This window comes from Paraburkholderia sp. D1E, from assembly GCF_052682275.1.
In genome coordinates, this window is record NZ_JBQYMB010000001.1 from 4596693 (window position 1) to 4620444 (window position 23752).

The following is a 23752-nucleotide window of genomic DNA, read 5'->3' on the forward strand; positions in this document are numbered from 1 at the left end:
TGCGTGATACGTTGTCTGACGACAGTCTACTACTTTCTATCGACCGATTCCACGGGGGCGTTTACCCTGCCTTGCAAGGCATATACATTGGAACTTCGCCGCGAATATACTGCAACAACATGTCATGCCACAAAAATGCACTAAGACGTCTGATGACTTGAATTCTGCCCAGGAGGCAATCCATGAAAACACTGGCGACGGCGCCCGCCGCCGAACCACAAACGGCGGGGACTGCGACGGCCGAAGAAGATTCACTGTATTCACTGGTCACCCGCAGGCTGATGCCCGTGCTGCTCACCGCGTTCTGCATTGCTTATCTCGACCGGATCAACGTGGGTCTCGCCAAGTTGCAGATGGCGTCCGATCTCGGATTCAGCGACGCGGTCTACGGTTTCGGCGCAGGAATCTTCTACCTGGCCTATGCGATCTTCGAAGTCCCCAGCAATCTGATCATGCATCGGGTCGGCGCGCGCCGCTGGATCGCCCGCATCGCTGTCTCATGGGGACTGGTGTCGATGTGCATGCTGTTCGTGCGCACGCAGGCCTCGTTCTACGCCCTGCGGCTGCTTCTCGGGATGGCCGAGTGCGGCCTCTTTCCGGGCATCATCCTGTATCTGACCTACTGGTACCCGGCCCATCGACGCGGCAGGATCGTCGCGATGTTCATGGCGGCGCTGCCCATCTCCGGGCTGGTCGGCGGCCCGCTGTCAGGCTGGATCATGCAGCGGTTCACCGGCGTATCGGGCCTGCACGGCTGGCAATGGCTGTTCTTCCTCGAGGCGCTGCCGGCGGTGGTTATCGGTATCGTCATCTGGTTTCTGCTGCCTGACCGGGTGGCGGACGCACGCTGGCTCTCCGACGAACAGAAAAGCATCATCGCCGCCAATATCGCCAAAGAGGATGCCCAGAAGCCGACGTCGAACACGCGCAGCGTCTTCACGAGCGGACGCATCTGGCTGATGAGCCTGATGCTGTTCGCGTTCGCCACCGGCAACATGGGTATCAGTTTCTGGCTGCCGACCATCCTGCAGCGTGCAGGCCATGGCAGCGCGCTGAACGTCGGCCTGCTGAGCGCGATTCCGTACGCGTTCGCGGCGGTCGCCATGATTGCCCTCTCGATGAGCTCGGACAAACGGCGCGAGCGCCGCTGGCACCTCGCTTTACCGGCGTTTGCTGGCGCCGCGCTACTGGCGCTCAGCACGGTGTGGAGCAACGACCTGACCATGACGATCGTGACGATGACCGCGGCGTCGATGTGCGTGTTCGCCGTTGCACCGCTGCTGTGGGCTCAGCCGACCGCCCTGCTGAGCGGCGGAGCGGCTGCGGCGGGCATCGCGATGATCAGCTCGCTCGGCAATCTGGCGGGACTCTTCTCGCCTTCGTTGTTCGGCTATCTCACCGTACGCACGCATAGCACGTCGGCAGGGATGTTTCTGCTGGCGGGGTTCATGGTGCTCGGCGGACTGTTGGCGCTGATGACACCGGCACGCCTCGTCAACAAGTGATCGCAGGCGAGCCGCTGCTTTCAAGCGGCGTCCTGTGCCATCCTTTGAGGGAATTTCGGCGCGGCCACCGCGCCTGATTCTGACTGGCGCTATGATGGCCGTATCGAGACGTGAAATGACGTCTCTCGCACACAGCTTGTATTTCCAGCCGATTAGTCACTAAGCCACAGCAATGAGCAGCCTAACTGAGAAGGTGGTGGCCACCCTTTCCGATGAAATCCGACGCGGCGCCCTGAGGCCGGGAGATCGCATCCCGACAGAAGTCGCGATGATGAAGCAGCTCTCGGTGAGCCGCTCCGTGGTTCGCGAAGCGATCTCGCGCCTGCAGGCGGCCAAGGTGGTCGAGACGCGCCACGGCATCGGCACGTTCGTTCTGGAGCCGGCCACGGAGCAGTCCATGCAACTGCCCGCCGCCGACCTGTCCAGCATGCTGGACGTCATGGCCATTATCGAATTCCGTATCGACGTCGAGGCGGCCTCAGCCGCGCTCGCCGCAGCGCGACGGACCGAGCAGAATCTCAGGCAGATTCGTGCCGCGCTGGAGCGTTTCGAGTCCGAACTCGAGCGGGGAAGTACTGACACGCTGGCGCACGACATCGAGTTTCATCTGCAGATCGCGCGCGCAAGTGGCAATCGCTATTTCTTCGATGTACTCAGTCAACTCGGCCGCGCGGTGAGCCCGCGCACGCGCCTCGGCACCGCTGAGATCGCGGAGCTCGACCATATCGAGCACCTGCGCAACGTGCTTAGCGAGCACCAGATGATTTATCGGGCGATCGAACGTCAGGACGCGGACGATGCACGCGCCGCCATGCGGATGCATCTGAGCAACAGCCGCGAAAGACTTCGCCGCGCGCATGAGTTGAGCAAGGCGAGCGGTTAACGGTTAGCGCTAACGCATACGCGAAACGGTCACGACTCATGGCCGGGTCCGGCAACCCGACCAGATGCTGCGCGGCGATCGCGCGCGGGGATGGATTGCCAGACCGGCTCGAAACGAATCTACGGCGTAGGGGCCTCGACATCCAGCCCCATCAACGCCGAACTCAAGGATTTGCCGTGCGCGTCGAGCGCAAGCGAGCGCGTCACGCCTCCGCCGAGCGCATGACCGAGTACGAAGTTGAACGCGGCAATGCCAGGCAGTTCATAACGCACCACGTCACCTTGAACGACATCGCCCAGATGCGCCTTGACCCGCTCCGGTGTCAACACCGCTCGCAGATGCCCATAGTGCTTCGCGTCGTAACAGATCACGGAGATGTTCAGCGTATTGCCCTTGTCGCCGGTACGCGAATGAGCAACCTCACGTAGTTTCATATCAGGCCTCCACCAGTGAGAAAGCGGGCTTCACATGCTCGCGCGGCAACAGGACCGATTGCACCGCGACGACTTCGCGCGATAACTTCGTGACGCCGCCACCGCCCGCCGGACCATTGGTGTAAAGCGTCTCCACCTCATTGCCGATCTGCACCGCTTGCGCCTGCGATGTGGTGCGCCCTGCCACCCGCGCTCGCACCTCATAAGGCTCGGCGTAACCGGCAGCCACCGCTTCGCCATGCAACGCGTTCACGCCGATCAGATCGAAGCGCAATTCGCGCGTTTCCACGCCGGTCAGCGCAAGCCGTTCCCGCACGATATCGAGTGCCAGCCGGGCACGCGCCAGCGCGCCGGGACCGCCGTACGAGATCTGCCCTTCGCCGATATAGCCGTCGAAGTACGCGACGGACACCTTCAGGGTATCCGTACGCGGTGTGCCACGTCCACCGCTCACATGAACGCGATCCGGCGCTTCCCGCCTGACGCGCACCTGGGTGAAATCGGCGACCACGTCCGGTTGCAGATAGCGCTGCGGGTCGTGAATCTCATACAGCAGTTGCTCCTTGCAAGTCGCCTCGGTCACCTGTCCGCCGGATTGCGCGAGCTTGGTGATGACCACGGAGCCGTCGAGCGCCACTTCGGCGATGGGAAAGCCTAGCCTCGCCAGATTGGGGACATCCTTGAAACCCGGATCGGCAAAATAACCGCCCGTGATTTGTCCGGCGCATTCGAGCAGGTGGCCGATCACCGTCGCCTGCCCGAGCGCCTGCCAATCGTCCATCTGCCAGCCGAATTCGTGGATCAGCGGCGCCACGAACAACGACGGATCGGCGACACGTCCGGTCAACACGATCTGCGCACCGGCGGCAAGCGCATCGACAATCGCCGACGCGCCGAGATACGCATTCGCGGACACGAGGCGATCCTTGTACGAAGCGACGCTTTCACCGGACTCCTCGAAGCGGAAATTGCCCTGACGCACGACGTCGAGCACATCGTCCCCGATGACCGCGGCAATCTTCACATCGCCGAGACCGAGCGCGCGCGCGATCTCCGCGGTCTTGCGCGCCGCCGCGAGCGGATTCGCCGCGCCCATGTTCGAAATGATCCGCACGCCGTTGCGTATCGCAGCGGGCAACACGGCCTTCATGCGCGTTTCGAGCAGCGGATCGTAGCCGAGCTCAGGGTCTTTGCTGCGCGCCTGCTGCGCAATCGCAATGGTGCGTTCGGCGAGGCATTCGAACACGAGGTAATCGAGCGCGCCGTATTCCGCCAGTTCGACCGCGGGTTCGATGCGGTCGCCGGAATATCCCGCGCCCACGCCGATTCGCACCTGGCGTCTAGCTTGAGTGGTCATCATGCTGGTCGTATCCATTCAGTGAAACAGTCAAGCTCACAACGAGAAGATCCCTAGCACGACACAGGCAATCGTCATCACGATCGACGCGCCGAACAGCAGAGGGAACGTGAATTTCTGATGATCGGCGAGATCGATACCGCACAGGCCGACCACGAGAAATGTCGCGGGCGTCAACGGGCTGACCGGAAAACCAGTCGTCATCTGGCCGAGCAGCGCGGCCTGGCCGACATGCACGGCAGGTACGCCGAACTGGCCGGCCACCTCGGCAATCACCGGCAGCACGCCAAAGTAAAACGAGTCCGGGTCGAACAGCATGCTCAGCGGCATCGACATCAAGCCGAGCGCGACGGGAATGTGGCTTGCCATCGCGGGCGGCACGAAGCCCACGGCTGCCTGCGCCATCGCTTTCAGCATGCCGCTGCCTTGCATCACGCCAGTGAACACGCCGGCCGCGAGCAGAATGCCGGCCATCATCAACGCGGCGCGCGCGTGAGCGTCAATACGCTTGCGCTGCATGTCCACGTTCGGATAGTTCACCATCAACGCGATGCACAGCCCCACCATGAACATGATGGCCGGTGGAATCTTCTCGCCCATCACGACCATCGTGCCGAGTACGAGCAGCGTCAATACGATGTTGAACCAGAAGTTTTTCGGCCGGCGCAAGGCTTGCTCCTCGGGCGTCAGTTCGCGCTTCGGCATCGGCACCGAACCGCTCGCACCCGTGAGGCCAAGCCGCTTTTCCTCGCGCCGCCCAAGCCAGAATGCCATACCGAAGACAAACACGAGGCCGATTGCCTGCACCGGGATCAGCGGATTGAACAATGCCGAAATCGGCAGATGCAGCGACGCCGACGCGCGGATCATCGGCCCTGTCCATGGCAGAAAGTTGATGCCGGCCGCCATCGAAACGGCCGCGGCCAACACCCGCCGATCCATCTTCAGGCGATCGTAGAGCGGCAGCATCGCGGGAATCGTGACGAGAAAGCAGACCGCGCCGGAGCCGTCCAGGTGAATCAGCAATGCGAGCAGCGTGGTGCCCATCACAATGCGCGTGGGCCGTGTGCCGACGGCCCGCAGGATACGGTCGATGATCGGATCGAGCGTGCCGGCGTCGGTGATGGTGCCGAAGTAGAGAATCGCGAACACGAACATTCCGACCACGGGCGCGAGGCTCTTGAGCCCGTCGATCACAAACTTGCTTGTTTGAAAGCCGAAGCCGCCGATGAGCGACGCCGCGATCGGCACGATGATGAGCGCCACCAGTGGCGACATCCGTTTCGACAGGATCGCGCCGAGCAGCACGACGATGGTGGCCAGCCCCAGCAATGGCAGCATGTGCTTGTCTCCAATGTTGTTTTTTACTGCGATCCAGCGTAAGTTCGAGCCGGCAATAAATCAATTGAAATGATTTGATCACAGCAATTACAAACCATTATGGATCTGAACCTTCGGGACATTCGCGCGTTTATCGCCGTCGCGCAAACGGGCAGCTTCACGCGTGCGGCGACACGACTGCACCTGTCCCAACCGGCCTTGACGGTGCAGATTCGCCGCCTCGAGGAAACCGTGGGCATGCGGCTCTTCGATCGCAACAGCCGCAATGTCGCGCTCACGCCGACCGGCCGCGAACTGTTACCGCTGCTGCAGAAGTCGCTGCACGACATGGAACACGTGCTGATCGACGCGCGCGCGCTCGGCGAGGGTACCAGCGGCACAGTACGGATCGCGTGCCTGCCGACTTTCGCGGCCAGCGTCTTGCCCGAACTCGTGCAGGAGATGAAGAAGGCCGTGCCGCGCGTGAGCTTCCACGTGCGCGACGTGGTCGCCAGCATGGTCAACACGCTGGTGCGCAACGAAGAGGTCGATATCGGGCTGACCGGCGGCGAACTGGATGATGCCGGCTTCGAGGTACTGCACGCGGGCATCGACCGGCTGGTAGCGGTTTTTCCGAAGCGTCATGCGCTGGCACGGCGGCGGCGCATCACGCTGGCCGACCTCGCTGCCGTGCCGCTCGTGTTGACCGCCCCAGGCACGAGCGTACGGGCGGTGGTCGATAGCGCCTTTGCAAACGCTCGCTGTGTGCCGGAGATCGCCTGTGAGCCGACCTACATGATGAGCGCCGTCGCTATGGCACGCGCCGGGCTCGGCGTGACTATCCTGCCCGCGTCGGCTCGCGAGGTTCGAGCGGAACCTGAACTGGTGGTCCGCCCTGTCGACGATCCCGCGTTCACCCGCCCGATTGCCCTCATCAAGAAACGCGGCAGGACCCTGCCGCCCGTCACGGAAACCTTCGTTGCGGTATTGATCGACAAGCTCGGCGACTCAGCGTCGGAGTAAGTACATCGCGCTGCGCGGTGGATATCGGCGGGGGTGCGGATATTCACCGCGCAGGAGAGGAATATCTCCAAAGGGCCTAATAAATCCCCATCGCCCCTTCAACACTGCGCACCATCGAAACCAGCCGCGGCCCGATATCCCCCTCCAACTGATTCTCCTTCAGCAGATAGGAAGGCACCCCGCAGTTGAACACCAGAATCTCGCCGTCGCTCGACGGTTTCATCGGCACGGCGACGGCGTGCACTTCCTGTCGCAAGTCTCCGTACGAGACGCAGAATCCGCGTTCGTAGAAGTAATCGATGCCGCTCATCACCCGCTCGCGAAACGTATTCCATTCGTTCGGCGCCTTGACCGCAATCTCATTGCAAAGCGCCTCGCGGCGCTCGGCCGGCAGCGCGGCGAGCAGCGCCCGGCCCATCGCGGTGCGCACGATCGGATAGCTCAGGCCGATATCCGCCGGCAAGCCCAAAGGTGTCGTGCTGCGGCTGCTTTCCAGATACACGACATTGAGCCGGTCACGCATGCCGAGCGAGACCGAGCCGCGAATCTGATCCGCCAGGTCCTTCATCGAAGGCCGCGCGATCTGCCGCACACTCAAGCTCGCGAGCAACGGATAGCTCAACGACAGCACGGCCGAGCCGAGCTGGAACTTGTTGTTCATACGATTGACGCGCAGGTAGCCGAGGCGCGTGAGCGTGTAGGTGAAGCGCGAGATGGTGGCCTTGGTCATGCCGGTGCGCGCCGCCAGTTCCGCGTTGCCGAGTTGCGATTCGCGTGGCGTGAAGCAATGCAGGATGTCGAGGCCGCGCGCCAAAGTCGTGGCGAATTGCCGGTCGCCGTCGAATTCGTCGGGCACATAGCGGGCCTTCGAATCCAGATAGTCGCTTGTCAGCGCTGCCGCTTTGGAAAGCTTGTTGCTGGCTGCCATGATCGTCTCCTCCAGATAGCCTATTTTGCGCGCCCTGTTCAGCATATCCAAACTCTGTTCTGCAGAGTCGAACAAATCACGCCGTCAGCCTGTAAATCTTCGATAGTAAAGCCATAAATCGACTCACATGACGGAGACAGGCATGACCATGAACCCCTCGCATTTCGACTCAATGCTCGCGGACGTCGCGCGTTTCGTTCGTGAAGAAGCGATGCCGCGCGAAAACGAGATCGAGAAGGCGGATGCCGTGCCGGCGGATCTCGTCGAACGCATGCGCGAACTCGGCTATTTCGGCTGGAGCATTCCGCGCGATTTCGGCGGCGCTGGACTTTCGACAGAGCAACTCGTGCGCGGCGCGTTCGAACTATCGCAAGCCTCGGTGGCATTCCGCGCACGGGTCGGTACCAATACCGGCATCGGTTCGGAAGCGCTCGTCGCCGACGGTACCGACGCGCAGAAGCAGCACTATCTGCCGCGTCTCGCCTCGGGCGAACTAACTGGCGCTTTCGCGCTGACCGAAGCGGACGCCGGCTCGGACGCCACCGCGTTGCGCACCACCGCGCGGCGCGAGGGCGATCACTACATTCTCGACGGCAGCAAGTGCTTCATCACCAACGCGCCGATCGCGGACCTGTTCACGGTGATGGCCCGCACCGATCCTGCCACGCCCGGCGCCGGTGGCATTTCCGCATTTCTCGTCGAACGCGGCATGCCGGGCCTCTCCACCAGCGCGCCTTACGACAAGATGGGCCAGGCGGGCTCGCCGGTTGGCGACGTGGTGTTCAACGCTTGCCGCGTGCCTGCGGCGAATCTGATCGGTGGTGTCGAAGGCCAAGGCTTCCGTACCGCGATGAAGGTATTGAACAAGCAGCGCATTCACCTGGCCGCGCTGTGCACGGGCCCCGCCATGCGGATGCTTGAAGAAGCCGTTGCGTACACGTCGAAGCGCGAGCAGTTCGGCAAGCCCGTCGCCGAATTCCAGCTCGTGCAGGCGCTGATCGCCGAATGCCAGACCGAAATTTTCGCCGCGCGCTCGATGATTCTCGAAACTGCCCGCAAACGCGATGCGGGCGAGGACGTGGCGCTGGAGGCGTCGATGTGCAAGATGTTCGCCTCGGAGATGTGTGGTCGCGTCGCGGACCGCGCGGTTCAGATGCTCGGCGGACGCGGCTATCTCGCGGGCAATGCGGTCGAGAGGTTTTATCGCGACGTGCGCGCGTTTCGCATCTATGAAGGCACCACGCAGATTCATCAGTTGAACATCGCGAAGATCACGCTGCGGCGCGCGGCTGAACGCGATCTGGCGGAACAGAAGGACAGCAAGAAGGACAGCGTGCAAGCCGCCGCTGCGCGTGCAGCATGAACACCGTCATGAACCCAACCACGCACACCGCAAACACGCTCGACATCGACCGGCTCGTCGATCCGCGCTCGATCGCGATCATCGGCGCCTCGAACGATCCGAAATCGATCAGCGGCCAGCCGATGCGCTTTCTCATCCAGCACGCTTACCAGGGCGCGCTGTATCCGGTGAATCCGAAATATGCGGAGATTGCCGGCGTGGCATGCCATGCCAGCATCGCCGCGTTGCCCGCTACGCCCGATCTCGCGCTGATCCTCGTTGCGGCGCGTCGCGTTCCGGACATGCTGCGCCAATGCGGCGAAAAAGGCATCGGCTTTGCGATCATCTACAGCTCCGGCTTTGCGGAAGCGGGCGAAGCCGGCGCCGCATTGCAGCGCGAATGCGCAGACATCGCCAAGGCGTTCGGCATCCGTGTAATAGGCCCGAACTGCCAGGGATTCGTCAGCACGGGCGCCGGCGTCTACGCCGGATTCGGCGCACCGTTCGGCGTCGATTACCGGCGCGGCGGCCTGTCGTTGATTTCGCAAAGCGGAGGTTTCGGTTGCGCGCTATTGCTGATGGCCGACGAACTCGGCATCGGCCTGCGGCATTTCATCACCACCGGCAATGAGGCTGACGTCAGCCTGCTCGATCTTGTCGATGCATGCATCGCGGACCCGCAAACGTCGCTGATCGCCGCGTATATCGAAGGCTTGAAGGATGCGCGGCGTCTCCTCGACGTCGCCAACCGCGCGCTCGACGCCGGCAAGCCGCTGCTCGCATGGAAGGTCGGCAATACTGCCGACGGCGCCAAGGCAGCCGCGTCGCACACAGCGAATCTGGGCGGCGCATCCGCGCTCTATCGCACGGCTTTCCGCCAGACCGGCGTGATCGAAGTCACCGATGTCGCGGACCTCGGCGACTACGCCAAGGCGTTCGAAGCCAAACGCCTGCCGCGCGGCAACCGGATCGCGGTCGTCACGCTCTCGGGCGGCGCCGGCATTCTGATCACCGATGCCTGTGCTGAACGTGGCATGTCGGTGCCCGCGTTGTCGGCCACCACGTTGGAACGGCTCAAACCGGTCGTGCCCGCGTTCGCCTCGCTGAACAATCCGATCGATCTCACCGCGGGCATCCTCGCCGAGCCGAAGATTTTTGCCGACGCATTGCAGATCATTGCCGACGATCCGAACATCGACGCCATCGCGATCATGGCCGCCGCAGCGAGTGGAGAAGTGGCGCGCACAATGGCCGAGGCGATCGTGCGCGTCTACGGGAGCACGACCAAGCCGATGATGCTCGCCTGGAACGCGCGCCGCGATATGGCGCGCGAAGCGTACGAGATGATCGAGACGCATGGCGTGCCGCTGTATGCAACACCCGTGCGTTGCGGACGCGCGTTCGCGGCGTTGTCGGACTATGCGCAGGCGCGGCGGACGCGTGCAGCGGCATGCAGCAATGAACCGCTCGCACCGCCGCAATACGATGTCGAGCAAGCTCACGCGTTGCTGGCCGGTAGCCGGGGCGACCTGACCGAACACGCATCGCAGGCGTTGCTACGCAATTACGGCATCGAGACGCCGAGGAGCGAACTCGCGCATAACCGCGATGATGCATGCGCCATCGCGCGATCAATCGGCTTTCCGCTCGTGATCAAAGTGCAATCGCCCGACATTCCGCACAAGACGGAAGCCGGCGCAGTGCGGGTCGGCATCCGCGATGAAGCGACACTCGCCGACGCTTTCGACGAAATCGCCGCGAACGCGCGCCGCCATGTGCCTCACGCGCGAATCGAAGGCGTGCTGGTGCAGGAAGAGATCCGCGATGCGATCGAGATGATCGTCGGCATCGAGAACGATGCGTCGTTCGGACCCGCTGTGATGTGCGGTCTCGGCGGGATCTACGCCGAAGTGCTGAAGGACGTGACATTCCGGCTCGCCCCGGTCACGCACGCCGACGCCCACGCGATGATCCGCGAACTGCGCGCCTTCGCGATGCTCGACGGTGCGCGCGGCAAACCGCCTGGCGATATCGAGGCGCTCGTCGAAACGATTGTCGCGCTCTCCGCGATGGCGCTCGACCAGCAGACGAGCCTGAAGGAACTGGATATCAATCCGCTTTTTGTGCTGCCCGCAGGCAAGGGCGTGCGGGCCGGCGACGCGTTGGCACGCTGCATGCCGCGCGCGGCCGGCGCCGCGGATGTTGCCAATGCCGCTGCCGCCAGCGACTTGCACGAAAGCGAGCATTGCGCTCCGGCTGTCGTGGACGGATAGTAAGGCGGTGCCAGGCCGCTTTGAGACCGGACGCCGCTGATTTTCCGCACTGCATACAGCGCTCTATACATCGCGCTAAAACCGCACGACGCGTGGCAACACGCATCGCAACAGACACAGCGACGTTCACCGCAGTTGGCATTCTTCGCGAGACCATCATGCACGGCTATTCGCATTCAGGCACATCGAGCACCGACGACCTTACGCCCGTCGAAGTCGAACGCACTTACCGCAAGATCTTTTTCCAGCTGATTCCGTTGCTGTTTCTCTGCTACGTGATCAGCTATATCGACCGCGTCAACATCAGCTTCGCCAAGCTGCAGTTCATGCACGACCTCGGCTTCTCGGAGTCGACATATGGCTTGGGCGCAGGGCTTTTCTTCATCGGCTACGTGTTGTTCGAAGTCCCGAGCAATCTGTGGATGCAGCGTGTCGGCGCGCGCCGCACACTGCTGCGCATCATGTTCGCGTGGGGGCTGGTGTCGAGTCTGATGATGTTCGTGCGCACGCCGACACAGTTCTACGCGATGCGCTTCCTGCTCGGCGTGACCGAAGCGGGCTTCTTCCCCGGCATCATCTTCTATCTGAGCTGCTGGTTTCCGGGCGCGCGGCGCGCTCGCGTCACCGCATTTCTGATGATGGCGACCGCCGTGGCGGGGATCATCGGCGGCCCGATGTCCGGGTTCATCATGACGCGGCTGGCGGGCGTCGGCGGCTTGCCAGGCTGGCAGTGGCTGTTCCTTCTCGAAGGCGTGCCGGCCGTGACGCTCGGGATCGTCGCGTTCCTCATGCTCGGCGACAAGCCGGAAGACGTGAACTGGCTCGACGCGCGCGAGAAAGCGCTGGTGTCGCGTGAACTCGCCGCCGATGAAAAGACCAAGCAAACCGGTCATGTCGACGGGCTGCGCGGCGCGCTCGCGAACCCACGCGTGTATTTCGCGGCGCTCGTCTATTTCGCGGTGATGATGCCGTTCAACGCGATCGGCTTCTGGGCGCCGACCATCATCCGCGACATGGGCGTCGCCAACGTGCTGGACATAGGGCTGCTGTCCGCGCTCGTCTTCATTGCGGCTGCGCTCGGCACCTATGTGGTGGGCGCCAGTTCCGACCGGACCATGGAGCGGCGCTGGCACGTCACGGCAAGCGCTTGCGTCACCGCGCTGGCGTTCGCGCTGCTGCCGGCCGCCGGGCATAACGTCGCGCTCGGCGTGGGTTTGCTGGCGCTGGCGGCGGCTGCGTCGTACGGCTCCTTTGTGGTGTTCTGGACGATTCCGCAAACCTTCCTGCCGCGCTCGTCGGCGGCGGGCGGCATCGCGATGATCACGAGCCTCGGCGGCACCGGCGGTTTCGTGAGTCCGGCGTTCGTCGGCTGGGTCAAGACGCAGACCGGCAGTGCGCAATATGGGCTGATTGGATTGGCGGTCGTGCTGCTGGCCGGGGTCGTGTTGATGCTGGTGGTATTTCCGGCGCCGGGCAGAAGCGTGTCGAATACGGCCGCGCAACACGGGCTCGGGCACACCAATTATTGATGAGGGGAGGCACCGGCGCCGAACCACGCTTCCAGCCTCGGTATCGCCTTACTGACCGAGATTCTGCGGCACGCGCAACGCAGGCACACGGGTTCGCGTGCTGCCGGACGGAACTCCGCTTACCACGACGCGGCATACGTTGACGCTGCCCAACCACGGTCCGGGCACGAAAATCCGTAACCTGGTTGATTTTCTGGTGGCGGCGCTGGCAACCTAGGCGATCCTTGAGTTGCTGAGCTCACCAGGAAGGAACCGTTTATGGAATTCCACGACGACGACCTCACCCATTTCGAAGCGCACGGCGCGGCCCCATTGCCGGTCTCGAACGACCATGGCTACGTGGAGCACGAAGGCGCGCGAATCTGGTACGCGTCATATGGGAGCGGCGCACCGGTGATCCTGCTGCATGGCGGCCTGGGACACAGCGGCAACTGGGGCTATCAGGTCCCGGCGCTGGTCGCTTCGGGGCATCACGTGGTGGTGGTCGACAGCCGCGGCCATGGCCGCAGCACCCGCGATGCACGCCCCTATATGTATGAGCTGATGGCCTCCGACATTCTGGCCGTGATAGACACGCTACAGCTCGACCGGGCGGCGATGGTGGGCTGGAGCGACGGCGCCTGCGTCGCCCTGGTGCTGAGCCGCCTGGCCCCGGAACGTGTCGCAGGCGTGTTTTTCTTCGGCTGCAACATGGATCCAGGCGGGACGAAAGAATTCGTGCCGACGCCGATCATCGATCGCTGCTTTGGGCGGCATGCCAAAGACTATGCGCAACTCTCCGCGACGCCCGCCGACTTCGACGCATTTGTCGGCGCGGTCAGCGAAATGATGAGAACCCAGCCCAACTATTCTGCGCACGATCTGGCCGGGATTCGCGTGCCGGTTGCGATCGTCCAAAGCGAACACGACGAGTTCATCAAACCGGAGCACGCCGAATATCTCGCCCGCAGCATCCCCGGCGCGGCGTTGACTCTCCTGCCTGGCGTGAGCCACTTCGCCCCACTGCAACGGCCGGCGCAATTCAACCGCGTGATGCTCGCTTTTCTGAAGCGTGTTCTTCCCTGAACGGAGCGATCGCGCCTGACGTTTCGCTCCGCCGCGAATGCATGCTGCCCCACTATTTGGCCACAACGCCGAAATTTCACGATGTGGCATGAACCCTTGCTTCGTAAAAAATCGTGGTGCGTGGCACAAATTCGCCATTTCGCAATGTCGCCCCACGTTGCACATCGTAAAACGCAGAATGCAAGTCTTTATTTTTAAACGATATTTTTTGATCGAATGAACCGTCTAACAGGCCCTTGCGCCATGACCCGCTGACGTAGACTCTTTTACAAGAGCCGCCGCTTCATAGGACGCAGCGAAAAGGGTGCAGCGAAAGACGGGACGAAGACGCAGTCGCAGTAAGTCCCCCGCCCGCACATGAAGCAGGTCACGGCATCGCGGTTTTTAATTGGCAATTGGGAGACTAAAAATGAAAGGCTTTCGCTTTGGATCGACCCAGGGAGCGTTCTACATTTTGCCGGGCCAGGATGGTTGGGAGGCAACCTACGGCAACGAAACGCTCGGTGAATTTTCCAGCCCGCAACAGGCTGCCGATGAAGTCGCACGCGGCCTGAGCTGCCCGCAGCTGACGGAGGTGGACACCTCGACGCTCGAGATTCCTGAAAAGCTCTGCGATTGGGAAATCGTTCACGTGTGAGCGCAGGCATGACCGCCGCTCACGTATGCGTAGAAATGACGATGGCGCTCCTGAGGAGCGCCATCGTCTTGCTGACCGCTGACTTTTTTGCCTATCTGAATGCGTTAGGCAACAGCGTCAGAGCCTTATTCAGCACCGCATTCAGACCATCAGGCAATCGCGTCGACGATCTTGTTCAGCGTCGCGCTCGGGCGCATGGCCTTGCTCGTCAGTTCGACATCCGGACGGTAGTAACCGCCGATATCCACCGGCTTGCCTTGCGCTGCACCCAGTTCTTCGATGATCTTCGCTTCGTTGTCGGCCATCGCCTTCGCCACGCCGGCAAACTGCGCCTGCAATGCGGAGTCTTCGGTTTGCGCGGCCAGTGCTTCGGCCCAGTACATGGCCAGGTAGAAGTGGCTGCCGCGGTTGTCGATACCGCCAATCTTGCGCGCCGGCGACTTGTCGTTGTCGAGGAACTTGCCCGTTGCCTGATCCAGCGTTTTGGCCAGAATCTGCGCCTTCGGGTTGTGATACGCGCCGCTCAGGTGTTCGAGCGAAGCCGCCAACGCCAGGAATTCGCCCAGCGAATCCCAACGCAGGAAACCTTCTTCGACCAGTTGCTGAACGTGCTTCGGCGCCGAACCGCCCGCGCCGGTTTCGAACATGCCGCCACCGGCCATCAGCGGGACGATCGACAGCATCTTCGCGCTGGTGCCCAGTTCCATGATCGGGAACAGGTCGGTCAGGTAGTCGCGCAGCACGTTGCCGGTGACCGAGATCGTGTCCTTGCCGGCGCGGATGCGCTCGATCGAGAACTTCGTCGCTTCAACCGGGGTCATGACACGGATATCCAGACCGCTGGTGTCGTGGTCCTTCAGGTATTGCTCGACCTTTCTGATGATCTGGGCGTCGTGCGCGCGAGCCGCGTCCAGCCAGAAAATAGCCGGCGTGCCAGTGGCGCGAGCGCGGTTCACCGCGAGCTTGACCCAATCCTGGACCGGCGCATCTTTGGTCTGGCACATACGCCAGATGTCGCCGGCTTCAACCGCCTGCTCGATCAGCACCGTACCGGTTGCGTCGGTCACGCGGACCACGCCGTTCGCGGAAATCTGGAACGTCTTGTCGTGTGAACCGTATTCTTCGGCGGCCTGCGCCATCAGACCAACGTTCGGCACCGTACCCATCGTGACCGGGTCGAAAGCGCCGTTCTTCTTGCAGTCTTCGATCACAGCCTGGTAGACGCCGGCGTAACAACGGTCCGGGATCACAGCCTTGGCGTCGTGCAGTGCGCCGTCCGCGCCCCACATCTTGCCCGACTCGCGAATCATGGCCGGCATGGAAGCGTCGACGATCACGTCGCTCGGCACGTGCAGGCTGGTGATGCCCTTGTCCGAGTTGACCATGGCCAGTTGCGGGCGTTGCTCGTACTGCGCCTTGATGTCGGCTTCAATCGCTTCACGCGTTTGCTCCGGCAAATCCTTCAGACGCGCGTACAGATCGCCGATACCGTTGTTCGGGTTGAAGCCGGCTTGCGCCAGCGCGTCGGCATGCTTGGTCAGCACGTCTTTGTAGAACACCGACACCACGTGACCGAAGATGATCGGATCCGACACCTTCATCATGGTCGCCTTCAGGTGCACCGAGAACAGCACGCCCTTGCTCTTCGCATCGGCAATTTCCGCTTCGATGAAACTGCGCAGCGCGTTCTTGCTCAGCACCGAAGCGTCGATGATCTCGCCCGCTTGCACGGCCGTCTTTTCTTTCAGGACCTTCGTCGAGCCGTCGGCGGCGATCAGTTCGATCTTCACGGCGCCGGCGGCTGCGATCAGCGCCGATTTTTCGCTGCCGTAGAAATCGCCGCTGCTCATGTGCGCCACGTGCGACTTCGAGTCCGCGCTCCAGGCGCCCATCTTGTGCGGGTGCTTGCGTGCGTAGTTCTTGACCGACAACGGCGCGCGGCGATCCGAATTGCCTTCGCGCAGAACCGGGTTCACGGCGCTGCCCTTGATCTTGTCGTAGCGAGCCTTGACGTCTTTTTCGGCCTCCGTATTCGCTACGTCCGGATACGGCGGCAGCTTGAAGCCCTGATCGCGCAGCTCGGTAATCGCGGCCTTCAGTTGCGGCACCGAAGCGCTGATGTTCGGCAGCTTGACGATGTTCGCTTCCGGACGCGTGGTGAGTCCACCCAGTTCCGCCAGATCGTCGGAACCCTTCTGTTCCGCGGTCAGGTAGTCCGGAAATGCAGCGATGATCCGGCCAGCAAGCGAGATATCGCGCGTTTCAACGATCACGTCGGACGAGCGCGTGAACGCCTTGACGATCGGCAGCAGCGAGTAAGTCGCCAGAGCAGGCGCTTCGTCGGTCAGGGTGTAGATGATCTTCGGCGGAGTGGACATGTTTGATGCTTTGCTAGATGAAGTGTTAGACAGAGCGTTCGTGGCGCTGAGCCCGCGAGTTGCGACGAAGCAGCAAAAACGCAGCGCGACCCACGGCACTACTTTTTACGGCCCGACCGTGAGTATATGCGCGTTTTCCAGTAGCTGCTGCTAAACAAACATATCGCCGCACCGCCCCAAAAGGGGCCGATCCCCGCCACTCAAGGCTTACAGCCTATTACCCTATGTCTTAAGACAGATGTCTTATAGATGACTTACCACGCGAAATAGATTGTTAATGCGAATCAGATGCATTACCATTCGTATGGAATCGCAGTTTGAACCATCCGTTTAACCACCACTCGCTCGCATGCTGCCGTTTCGCACATCTTTGGTGCGCGGCGGCGCCACCCTGCCCAATTCAAACAACATGCAGAATCTATTTGTCGCCAGCCGCTCAGCGCGGCCAACGTTTATGCGCGGCCAACGCCGTACTCCGTCGCTACTCAGTGCGGGGCTTCTCGTCAGCGTCGGTTTATCGTTGTCTACGCTGTCGTCATCGGGCTGGGCGCAGGCGGTGCCGGCAAGTGACGCTGCCGCCACGCTGCCGGCCGTGAGTGTCTCGGCAACGAAAGACACCGCCGTGGCACAGGCCGACACGGTCAGCGCCGGCGCGCTGGGTTCGCGCAAGCAGGTGGACACGCCATTCTCGACGCACGTGGTGACGAGCGACGAGGCGCAGAACCTGATGGCGGCAACCGCCAACGATCTGTTCAAGTACGACCCGGCGGTGTCGACCATCAGCGAAAACGGGATCAGCGAAAACTCCATGTTCACCGTGCGCGGCATGCCGATCGACACGCTGAACAGCATCAAGGTGGATGGCCAGACGTTCCCGTCGTGGGACACGGATCTCTCGCTCGAACCGTTCGAGCAGGTCGAATTGCTCAAGGGCCTGTCCGGCTTCATGTATGGCTTCGGCTCGCCGGGCGGTATCGTCAACTACGTGCTGAAACGCCCGACCGACGATCCGTACCGCAGCATTTCGATCGGCTACAAATCGGCCGGCGTGTTCAGCGAAGCGGTCGATCTGGGTGGCCGTTTCGGCAACGACAATCGTTTCGGCTACCGCCTGAACCTCGTCAATGAAGACGGCAACACGGCGGAAGATCACGGTCACGTGCGCCGCCAGGTGGCCTCGCTTGCATTCGACTTCCGCATTACGCCGGACCTGACCTTTAGCGCCGACGCTTTCTATCAGAAGCGCAAAACCAACGGCACGCTATTCGGCCTGATGTTCGGCTCCGGCCTCGGCATTCCCGACGCAAGCACCGTCACCCATGCGCTGACGCAGCCGCAGAATTACTACCAGACCGAGATGGCCTCGTTCGGCACGGGCCTCGATTACCGCCTCTCCGAAAACTGGCATGCGAGCGTGAAATACCGCTTTGCCAAGGAAAACCGCACTAATTCGGACAGCTTCCTGTATGTCAACGACGACGCGGGCAATTACTCGAACACGCTCTATGCGGCGATGACGCGTTACTTCTATCAGAACGTCGACGCGATGGTGCAGGGCAAATTCAACACCGGCAGCATCAAGCACGACGTCGTACTCGGCGCGGGCTTCGAGACGCAAACCAGCGAGTACAGCAACAGCACAGGCTGGAACGACGGCTACTTCCTTGGCAACGGCAATCTGTACAACAGCACGCTGTTGACCAACGATGAAGTCAGCATCGGCTCGGAGCTGTACCGTCAGCAGCGCACCACGCAGGCCGCCGTGTACGCGAGCGATACGGTGCAGTTCACGTCACGCCTGTCCGCCCTGATCGGCGTGCGCTACACGCAATACCGCGAGCACGTGTACGACCCGAGCGGCGCCGTCTCGTCGCAATACAATGCGGATCCGGTCACGCCGACCTTTGCGCTGATGTTCAAGACCGATCCGTACTCCACGGTGTACGCGAGCTATGTCGAATCGTTGGAACAGGGTGGCGCGGCATCGAACACCAACCTCAACTACCCGGCCACGTTCGGCCCGCTGAAGAGCAAGCAGTACGAAATCGGCTTCAAGACGGACCACAGCAAGTGGGGCGCCAATCTCGCGCTGTTCCGTGTCGATCAGGGCTACAACTATACGAACTCGGCCAACATCTTCGTGCAGGACGGCACGAAGCGCTATACCGGCGTCGATGCAAGCGGCTGGCTTGCGCTGACGAACGAATGGCGCGTGATGGGTGGCGTGATGTGGCTCGACACGAAGGCAGTCGATGTGGACGATGCCAGCGTCGAGGGCAAGCGCGTGTATGGCGCACCACGGTTTACCGTGACCGGTCGTATCGAATACAACCCGTCGTACCTGCGTCCGCTGACGCTGGCGTTTGGTGGGAAGTACGTCGGCAACCAGGCGGTCGACGCGGCTAATACGCAGTTCGTGCCGGCTTATGTCACTTACGATTTGAGCGGCCGCTACGAGACCAAGATTGCCGGGAAAGATGTGACGTTCCGGGCGGGGATCAACAATCTGTTCAACCGCCGTTACTGGACCACGGCATGGGGCTATTACGTGGCGCCTTCGCCGACGCGGACCGCCGTGGCAAGCGCCACGTTGCAATTCTAGTCACGACGCACAATGGGTGCGCCTGCCGCAGGCGCACCCAGCATAGCGGGAATCTCCGCAACCAGCGCGTCGATCGCGCAGCGCGTTTTCAAGGGTAGATATCGACTCTTCGGCCACACCACGTGAATCTCCTGAGAAGGCCGGAAGCAGTTCTCCATCACCGTCACCAGTTCGCCCGTTTCCGCATAGCGAGCCAGCAGCCAGCTCGGCAGCCAGGAAAGGCCGAACCCCGCAATAGCGGCATCGACAATTCCCTGCATGTCGTCGAAAGCAAGCTGCGGCCGAACATCCGCGCGACGGATTTGTCCATTGACGTCGAGCACATCCCATGGGTCAGCGGCCCCGGCCCTCAGGTAAGCAATCACGACGTGCCCACGCAATTCATCCACGTTGCCCGGCGTGCCATGCCGCGCCAGATAGGAAGGAGCGGCGCCAATACTCGCATACTGCATACCGAGCTTTCGCGCCGCGAGGCTGACGCTGTCGACCAGCGGACCGATCCGCACAACGAGGTCGAAACCTTCTTCCACCATGTCCACGAAACGATCGCTAATCGAAATATCGATCCTCAATTGCGGATGCCTGCGCGCGAGCCGGAGCAGCACCGGCGCCACACAATGATGACCAAAGGCCTGCGGCACGCTCACCCGCAAACGCCCTTTGGGTTCGCGCCGCCCTGAATCCAGATCGGCTTCCGCGGCTTCGAGTTCGGCGAGCGCGCGCACGCAGCGGTCGTAATAGGCTTGCCCGTCTTCCGTGAGACTTTGGCTGCGCGTCGTGCGCGTGAGTAAGCGCACACCAAGACGCTTTTCGAGCCGGACAATCACTTTGCCGACCGCCGAGCGCGTCAGGCTCAAGCGTTCCGCGGCCAACGCAAAACTACCCGCCTCCACGACGCGCACGAACGTCGTCACACCATCCAGGATGTCGCTCATCACCTCACCTCATCTAATTGGTTCCCCACAGGACGCATTTCCGGGATCAACACGCGTCAATCGGGACCTAAATTCCCTCTATATTACACAGTCCATGGTGGCTAAGCCCACCGACTATTGAGGTGAATTTCTATGTCCAGGTATCGGATCGCTCCGCCAGGGCGCGACAGGCAACCCCAGGCGGCCGCTGCAGCAGAACGCCAATCGACTTCGCGTAAGAGGCCGGTGGCTCAGGCGGGCCGCCCCTTCCCAATTCCAAAGAACATGCTGGCGCTGGCCGCCGTTTGCCTGTCTTCCTTGATGTTCGGCCTCGAGATCTCCAGCGTGCCGGTGATCCTGCCCACACTCGAACGGCTGCTGCATGGCGACTTCAAGGGCATGCAATGGATCATGAACGCCTACACGCTCGCAGTAACGACCGTGCTGATGGCGACCGGCACGCTTGCGGACCGATACGGCCGCAGACGGATATTTGTCATCGGGATTGCGTTGTTCGGCATCACGTCGTTGATTTGCGGATTCGCGCAGAGCGTACCGACGCTGATCGTCGCGCGTCTGTTGCAAGGTGCGAGTGGCGGCGTGATGTTGATATGCCAGGTGGCGGTCCTTTCGCACCAGTTCAACGAGGGACCGGAGCGCGCCCGCGCGTTCAGCGCGTGGGGCATCATCCTGGGCATTGGGCTAGGCTTTGGGCCGATCATCGGCGGGATGATCGTTGCGTTGTCGGGTTGGCAATGGGTTTTCTGGGTGCACGCGCTGCTCGCCGCCGCCACCTTGATGTTCGTGTTCGGCGGCGTGCAGGAGTCGCGTGATCCCCACGCGCATACGCTCGATATTGCCGGCATCGTCACGCTCTCACTGGCGGTATTCGGCCTCGTGTACTTCATCACGCAGGGCTCGGACATGGGCTTTACGAGCCCGCGCGCGATCTTCATCGTCGTGGCGACGCTGGTGGCCTTCGCAGCCTTTCTTTGGGCGGAGCAACGCAGCGCCCGCCCCATGTTCGACTTTTCGGTCTTCAGGATTCCGCAGTTTTCTGGCGCGCTGATGGGTTCCGCGGGCATGAATTTCAGCTTCTGGCCGTTCATGATTTACCTGCCGATCTATTTCCAGATCGGTCTTGGCTACGACAGCGTGAGCGCGGGATTGGCGCTGCTTGCGTACACGCTGCCGACGCTGCTCTTTCCACCGCTTGGGGAACGGCTCGCGTTACGTTATGGATCCGGAATCGCCATCCCTGTTGGGCTCTTTACGATCGGCCTCGGCTTCATCCTGATGCGATACGGCAGTAGCGCCGCGCATCCGGGCGTGCTGGCCATGCTGCCAGGCTGCGTACTCGCCGGCGCCGGTCTGGGCTTGACCAACACACCCGTCACCAATACGACGACCGGCGCGGTTCCCGCCGAGCGCGCGGGCATGGCCTCCGGCATCGACATGAGTGCACGGATGATTACGCTTGCGATCAATATTGCGTTGATGGGCGCGATATTAATTGCCGGCATTCTGTTTCATCTGAAGGCAAGACTGCCAACGACGATCGACACCCGCCTGCTCGCACGATTGGCCGAGAAAATTGCCGCGGGAGATGTTGAAGCCATCAGAGCGGGAATTCCTGCGTTGGCGCAGATCGATCCCACTGGAACCGCCGTTCACGCTGCACTGATAGAAGGCTTTGGCTGGGTAATGCTATACGGCGGCATCGGTGTATGGGTGCTGGCCGCGCTCAGCTTTTTGATTTCCGGAAGCACGTCGAGAAACCCGAGGCAAGTCAGAGCGGCCACGCCAGCCCCCTCCCTTCCCGCCGACCCTGGCTAAACGTCAATTCGGTAGTTCACGCACCTTCGTTTGATGCGATTTGCATACGTCTTTTTCAGGCAATTTGATTTCGGAGTTGTCTGATTCTCCCTTTGGTCTGCCCCTGCAAAACTCGATTAAGCATTCACTTCATAACGAATGCACCGATCCCTTCTTTGGGGATCGGTGGTCGTCTCGACATGCCCAAAGAGAGACAAAACCATGGGACAGAGTCACCCTGCTACAGCACGAACTGCGTGCCACGCAGCAAAAATGCACCGCATCGGATGCGTGCAGTCGCGCTGGCCAGACCGTCATGACGATCTGGCTGGATGCCAGTGATGCTTCGCTCGCCTCACACTGAACGCCAATCGACAGAGTCCCACGGCCTTCGTCGTCTCCGGTCACCTGCGCTTGTCTCCGGGCTACTGGCATTGTCTTTTCTGACCGGAGCTGCCCACGCTGCAAATCTGTCCCAACTGGCTGACGACGCTATGGCGCATGACGCCACGCTTGCGAGTGCTGAAGCGTCCTATCGCGCCGGTCTGGAGAAGGAGCCCGAGGCGCGCGCCGCGCTGCTTCCGCACCTCGGGCTTACCCAGTCCGATTTCAGGAATGCGATCCATGTCCCGGGACAACCTGCCGCGCCCTATTCCACGGTGGGGGCGACCCTGTCGTTCAATCAGTCGCTATTCAAGTGGGACGACTGGCAGGCCTATCAGGAAAGCAGGCTCTCAGTCGTTGGTGCCGGCTTCACGTTCGCCAGCGCGAAGCAGGATCTCCTCCTGCGTGTGGCCCAGGCCTATTTTGATGCGCTTGCCGCGAAAGATACCTTTCTGCTTTCGCAGGAGCATCTGCGCTCGATCGATGAACAGTTGGGCCTGACCAGGCGAAGCTTTGCACTGGGCGCCGCGACGGTCGTCGACCTGGATGAGGCGCAGGCAGCGTCCGATTCCGCGCATGCCGATCTCGTCAAGGCGCAGGGGGAACTTGCGAGGCGCTACGCCGCGCTGCAAAAGATAGTTGGCCATTCCGTCGATGTGGTTGAACCGCTCGATGCAGACGCAAGCCTCACGACTTTTACATCCAGTTCATCCGATACCTGGGAATCGGTCGCTCAAACATCCGGGCTGGGTGTCAGGCAGCAGCAGATTGCACTTGAGGTCGCAAGGCGAGAGGTCAGCAAGGTGGATGCGGGCTATATGCCAAGCGTGTCGATAGTCGGCAACGCGAGTAACGGCAATGCCGCGTTCATCAACGGACAGACCAACTTCTATACCGGCGCCCACCGGGCTTCATCCGGCGAGATTGGCATCCAGATCAGCATTCCGCTGTTCGACGGCCTTTCAACGTCGAGTAAAAAGCGCGAAGCCCTGGCGCTCAGAGACAAGGCCGAACGCGATCTCGAGGACGCGCGCCGCTCGGCCGCGCTTGATGCCCAGCAGGCATTTCTCGGCGTGCGCGATGGGCTCGCGCAGATCGCCGCGCTACGCACTGCGCAGCGATCCGCCGAGACGGCCCTGCAGTCCGACCGCAAGGGTTTTCGTGTGGGCGTGCGCATCAATGCTGACGTTCTCGACGCCGAGGACAAACTCTTCAGCACGCGGCGCGATCTTGCCAGGGCGCGATACGACACGCTGATGCAGTTCCTCCACCTCAAGGCAAGCGTCGCGCAGCTTGACGAAGCGACGCTTGCACAACTTGACCCGCATGATGGCCAGAAGGCCGCGCCCTCCCAGAAATAAAA

At 61.9% G+C, this 23752-nt stretch carries 17 protein-coding genes; 11 read left to right on the top strand and 6 right to left on the bottom strand.

What is annotated here, in order from left to right:
• Positions 1-182 precede the first annotated feature (182 nt).
• Together ACUN0E_RS20580 and ACUN0E_RS20585 are read left to right on the top strand one after the other, a co-directional pair.
• Positions 183-1505, top strand: coding sequence for an MFS transporter (locus tag ACUN0E_RS20580; protein WP_445567814.1), 1323 nt, complete (start codon positions 183-185; stop codon positions 1503-1505).
• Between the two features lie 172 nt (positions 1506-1677).
• Positions 1678-2388 carry a FadR/GntR family transcriptional regulator gene (locus tag ACUN0E_RS20585; RefSeq protein WP_408236701.1) on the top strand — a complete coding sequence of 237 codons (711 nt, stop codon included), beginning with the start codon at positions 1678-1680 and terminating at the stop codon, positions 2386-2388.
• Between the two features lie 119 nt (positions 2389-2507).
• On the opposite strand, the gene ACUN0E_RS20590 is transcribed toward ACUN0E_RS20585, so the two are convergent.
• Genes ACUN0E_RS20590 through ACUN0E_RS20600 form a run of 3 tightly spaced genes read right to left on the bottom strand, consistent with a single transcriptional unit; the run spans position 2508 to position 5520 of the window.
• Entirely contained in the window at positions 2508-2822 is a 315-nt protein-coding gene (locus ACUN0E_RS20590) for an AtuA-related protein (protein ID WP_445567815.1), read from the bottom strand.
• Position 2823: 1 nt separating this feature from the next.
• Complete coding sequence (locus tag ACUN0E_RS20595; protein ID WP_445567816.1) at positions 2824-4182, bottom strand: acyclic terpene utilization AtuA family protein; 1359 nt, start codon at positions 4180-4182, stop codon at positions 2824-2826.
• A gap of 33 nt (positions 4183-4215) precedes the next feature.
• On the bottom strand, positions 4216-5520 hold the full coding sequence (locus ACUN0E_RS20600; RefSeq protein WP_445567817.1) for a CitMHS family transporter: 1305 nt from the start codon (positions 5518-5520) through the stop codon (positions 4216-4218).
• 99 nt (positions 5521-5619) lie between these two features.
• Between ACUN0E_RS20600 and ACUN0E_RS20605 the strand changes: the two genes are divergently transcribed.
• A complete protein-coding gene (locus ACUN0E_RS20605; RefSeq protein WP_408236713.1) occupies positions 5620-6522 on the top strand; it encodes a LysR family transcriptional regulator in 903 nt (300 codons plus the stop codon).
• A gap of 76 nt (positions 6523-6598) precedes the next feature.
• On the opposite strand, the gene ACUN0E_RS20610 is transcribed toward ACUN0E_RS20605, so the two are convergent.
• Positions 6599-7450: an IclR family transcriptional regulator gene (locus ACUN0E_RS20610; protein WP_408338367.1), complete on the bottom strand. Its 852-nt coding sequence runs from the start codon at positions 7448-7450 to the stop codon at positions 6599-6601.
• A 142-nt stretch (positions 7451-7592) separates the two neighbouring features.
• Between ACUN0E_RS20610 and ACUN0E_RS20615 the strand changes: the two genes are divergently transcribed.
• The 5 genes from ACUN0E_RS20615 to ACUN0E_RS20635 all read left to right on the top strand — a co-directional run bounded on the left by ACUN0E_RS20615 (position 7593) and on the right by ACUN0E_RS20635 (position 14296).
• On the top strand, positions 7593-8813 hold the full coding sequence (locus ACUN0E_RS20615) for an acyl-CoA dehydrogenase family protein (protein WP_408236719.1): 1221 nt from the start codon (positions 7593-7595) through the stop codon (positions 8811-8813).
• Between the two features lie 8 nt (positions 8814-8821).
• Positions 8822-11065: an acetate--CoA ligase family protein gene (locus ACUN0E_RS20620; protein ID WP_445567818.1), complete on the top strand. Its 2244-nt coding sequence runs from the start codon at positions 8822-8824 to the stop codon at positions 11063-11065.
• A 158-nt stretch (positions 11066-11223) separates the two neighbouring features.
• Complete coding sequence (locus tag ACUN0E_RS20625) at positions 11224-12594, top strand: MFS transporter (protein ID WP_445567819.1); 1371 nt, start codon at positions 11224-11226, stop codon at positions 12592-12594.
• A 258-nt stretch (positions 12595-12852) separates the two neighbouring features.
• The gene (locus tag ACUN0E_RS20630) at positions 12853-13659 is read left to right on the top strand and encodes an alpha/beta fold hydrolase (RefSeq protein WP_445567820.1); all 807 of its coding nucleotides are present in this window, start codon (positions 12853-12855) and stop codon (positions 13657-13659) included.
• A gap of 409 nt (positions 13660-14068) precedes the next feature.
• Entirely contained in the window at positions 14069-14296 is a 228-nt protein-coding gene (locus ACUN0E_RS20635) for a hypothetical protein (RefSeq protein ID WP_408236728.1), read from the top strand.
• A gap of 149 nt (positions 14297-14445) precedes the next feature.
• Here ACUN0E_RS20635 and ACUN0E_RS20640 read toward each other — a convergent pair whose 3' ends face one another.
• Positions 14446-16674 (bottom strand): NADP-dependent isocitrate dehydrogenase, encoded by a 2229-nt coding sequence (locus ACUN0E_RS20640; protein WP_408519931.1) that lies wholly within the window; start codon positions 16672-16674, stop codon positions 14446-14448.
• Positions 16675-17083: 409 nt separating this feature from the next.
• On the opposite strand from ACUN0E_RS20640, the gene ACUN0E_RS20645 reads away from it, so the two are divergent.
• Complete coding sequence (locus ACUN0E_RS20645; RefSeq protein ID WP_445567821.1) at positions 17084-19276, top strand: TonB-dependent siderophore receptor; 2193 nt, start codon at positions 17084-17086, stop codon at positions 19274-19276.
• Here ACUN0E_RS20645 and ACUN0E_RS20650 read toward each other — a convergent pair.
• Positions 19273-20211 (bottom strand): LysR substrate-binding domain-containing protein, encoded by a 939-nt coding sequence (locus ACUN0E_RS20650; protein ID WP_408236737.1) that lies wholly within the window; start codon positions 20209-20211, stop codon positions 19273-19275. The genes ACUN0E_RS20645 and ACUN0E_RS20650 overlap by 4 nt on opposite strands.
• 264 nt (positions 20212-20475) lie before the next feature.
• Between ACUN0E_RS20650 and ACUN0E_RS20655 the strand changes: the two genes are divergently transcribed.
• Entirely contained in the window at positions 20476-22026 is a 1551-nt protein-coding gene (locus tag ACUN0E_RS20655; protein ID WP_445570491.1) for an MFS transporter, read from the top strand.
• Between the two features lie 320 nt (positions 22027-22346).
• Positions 22347-23750 (top strand): TolC family outer membrane protein, encoded by a 1404-nt coding sequence (locus ACUN0E_RS20660; RefSeq protein ID WP_445567822.1) that lies wholly within the window; start codon positions 22347-22349, stop codon positions 23748-23750.
• Positions 23751-23752 lie beyond the last annotated feature (2 nt).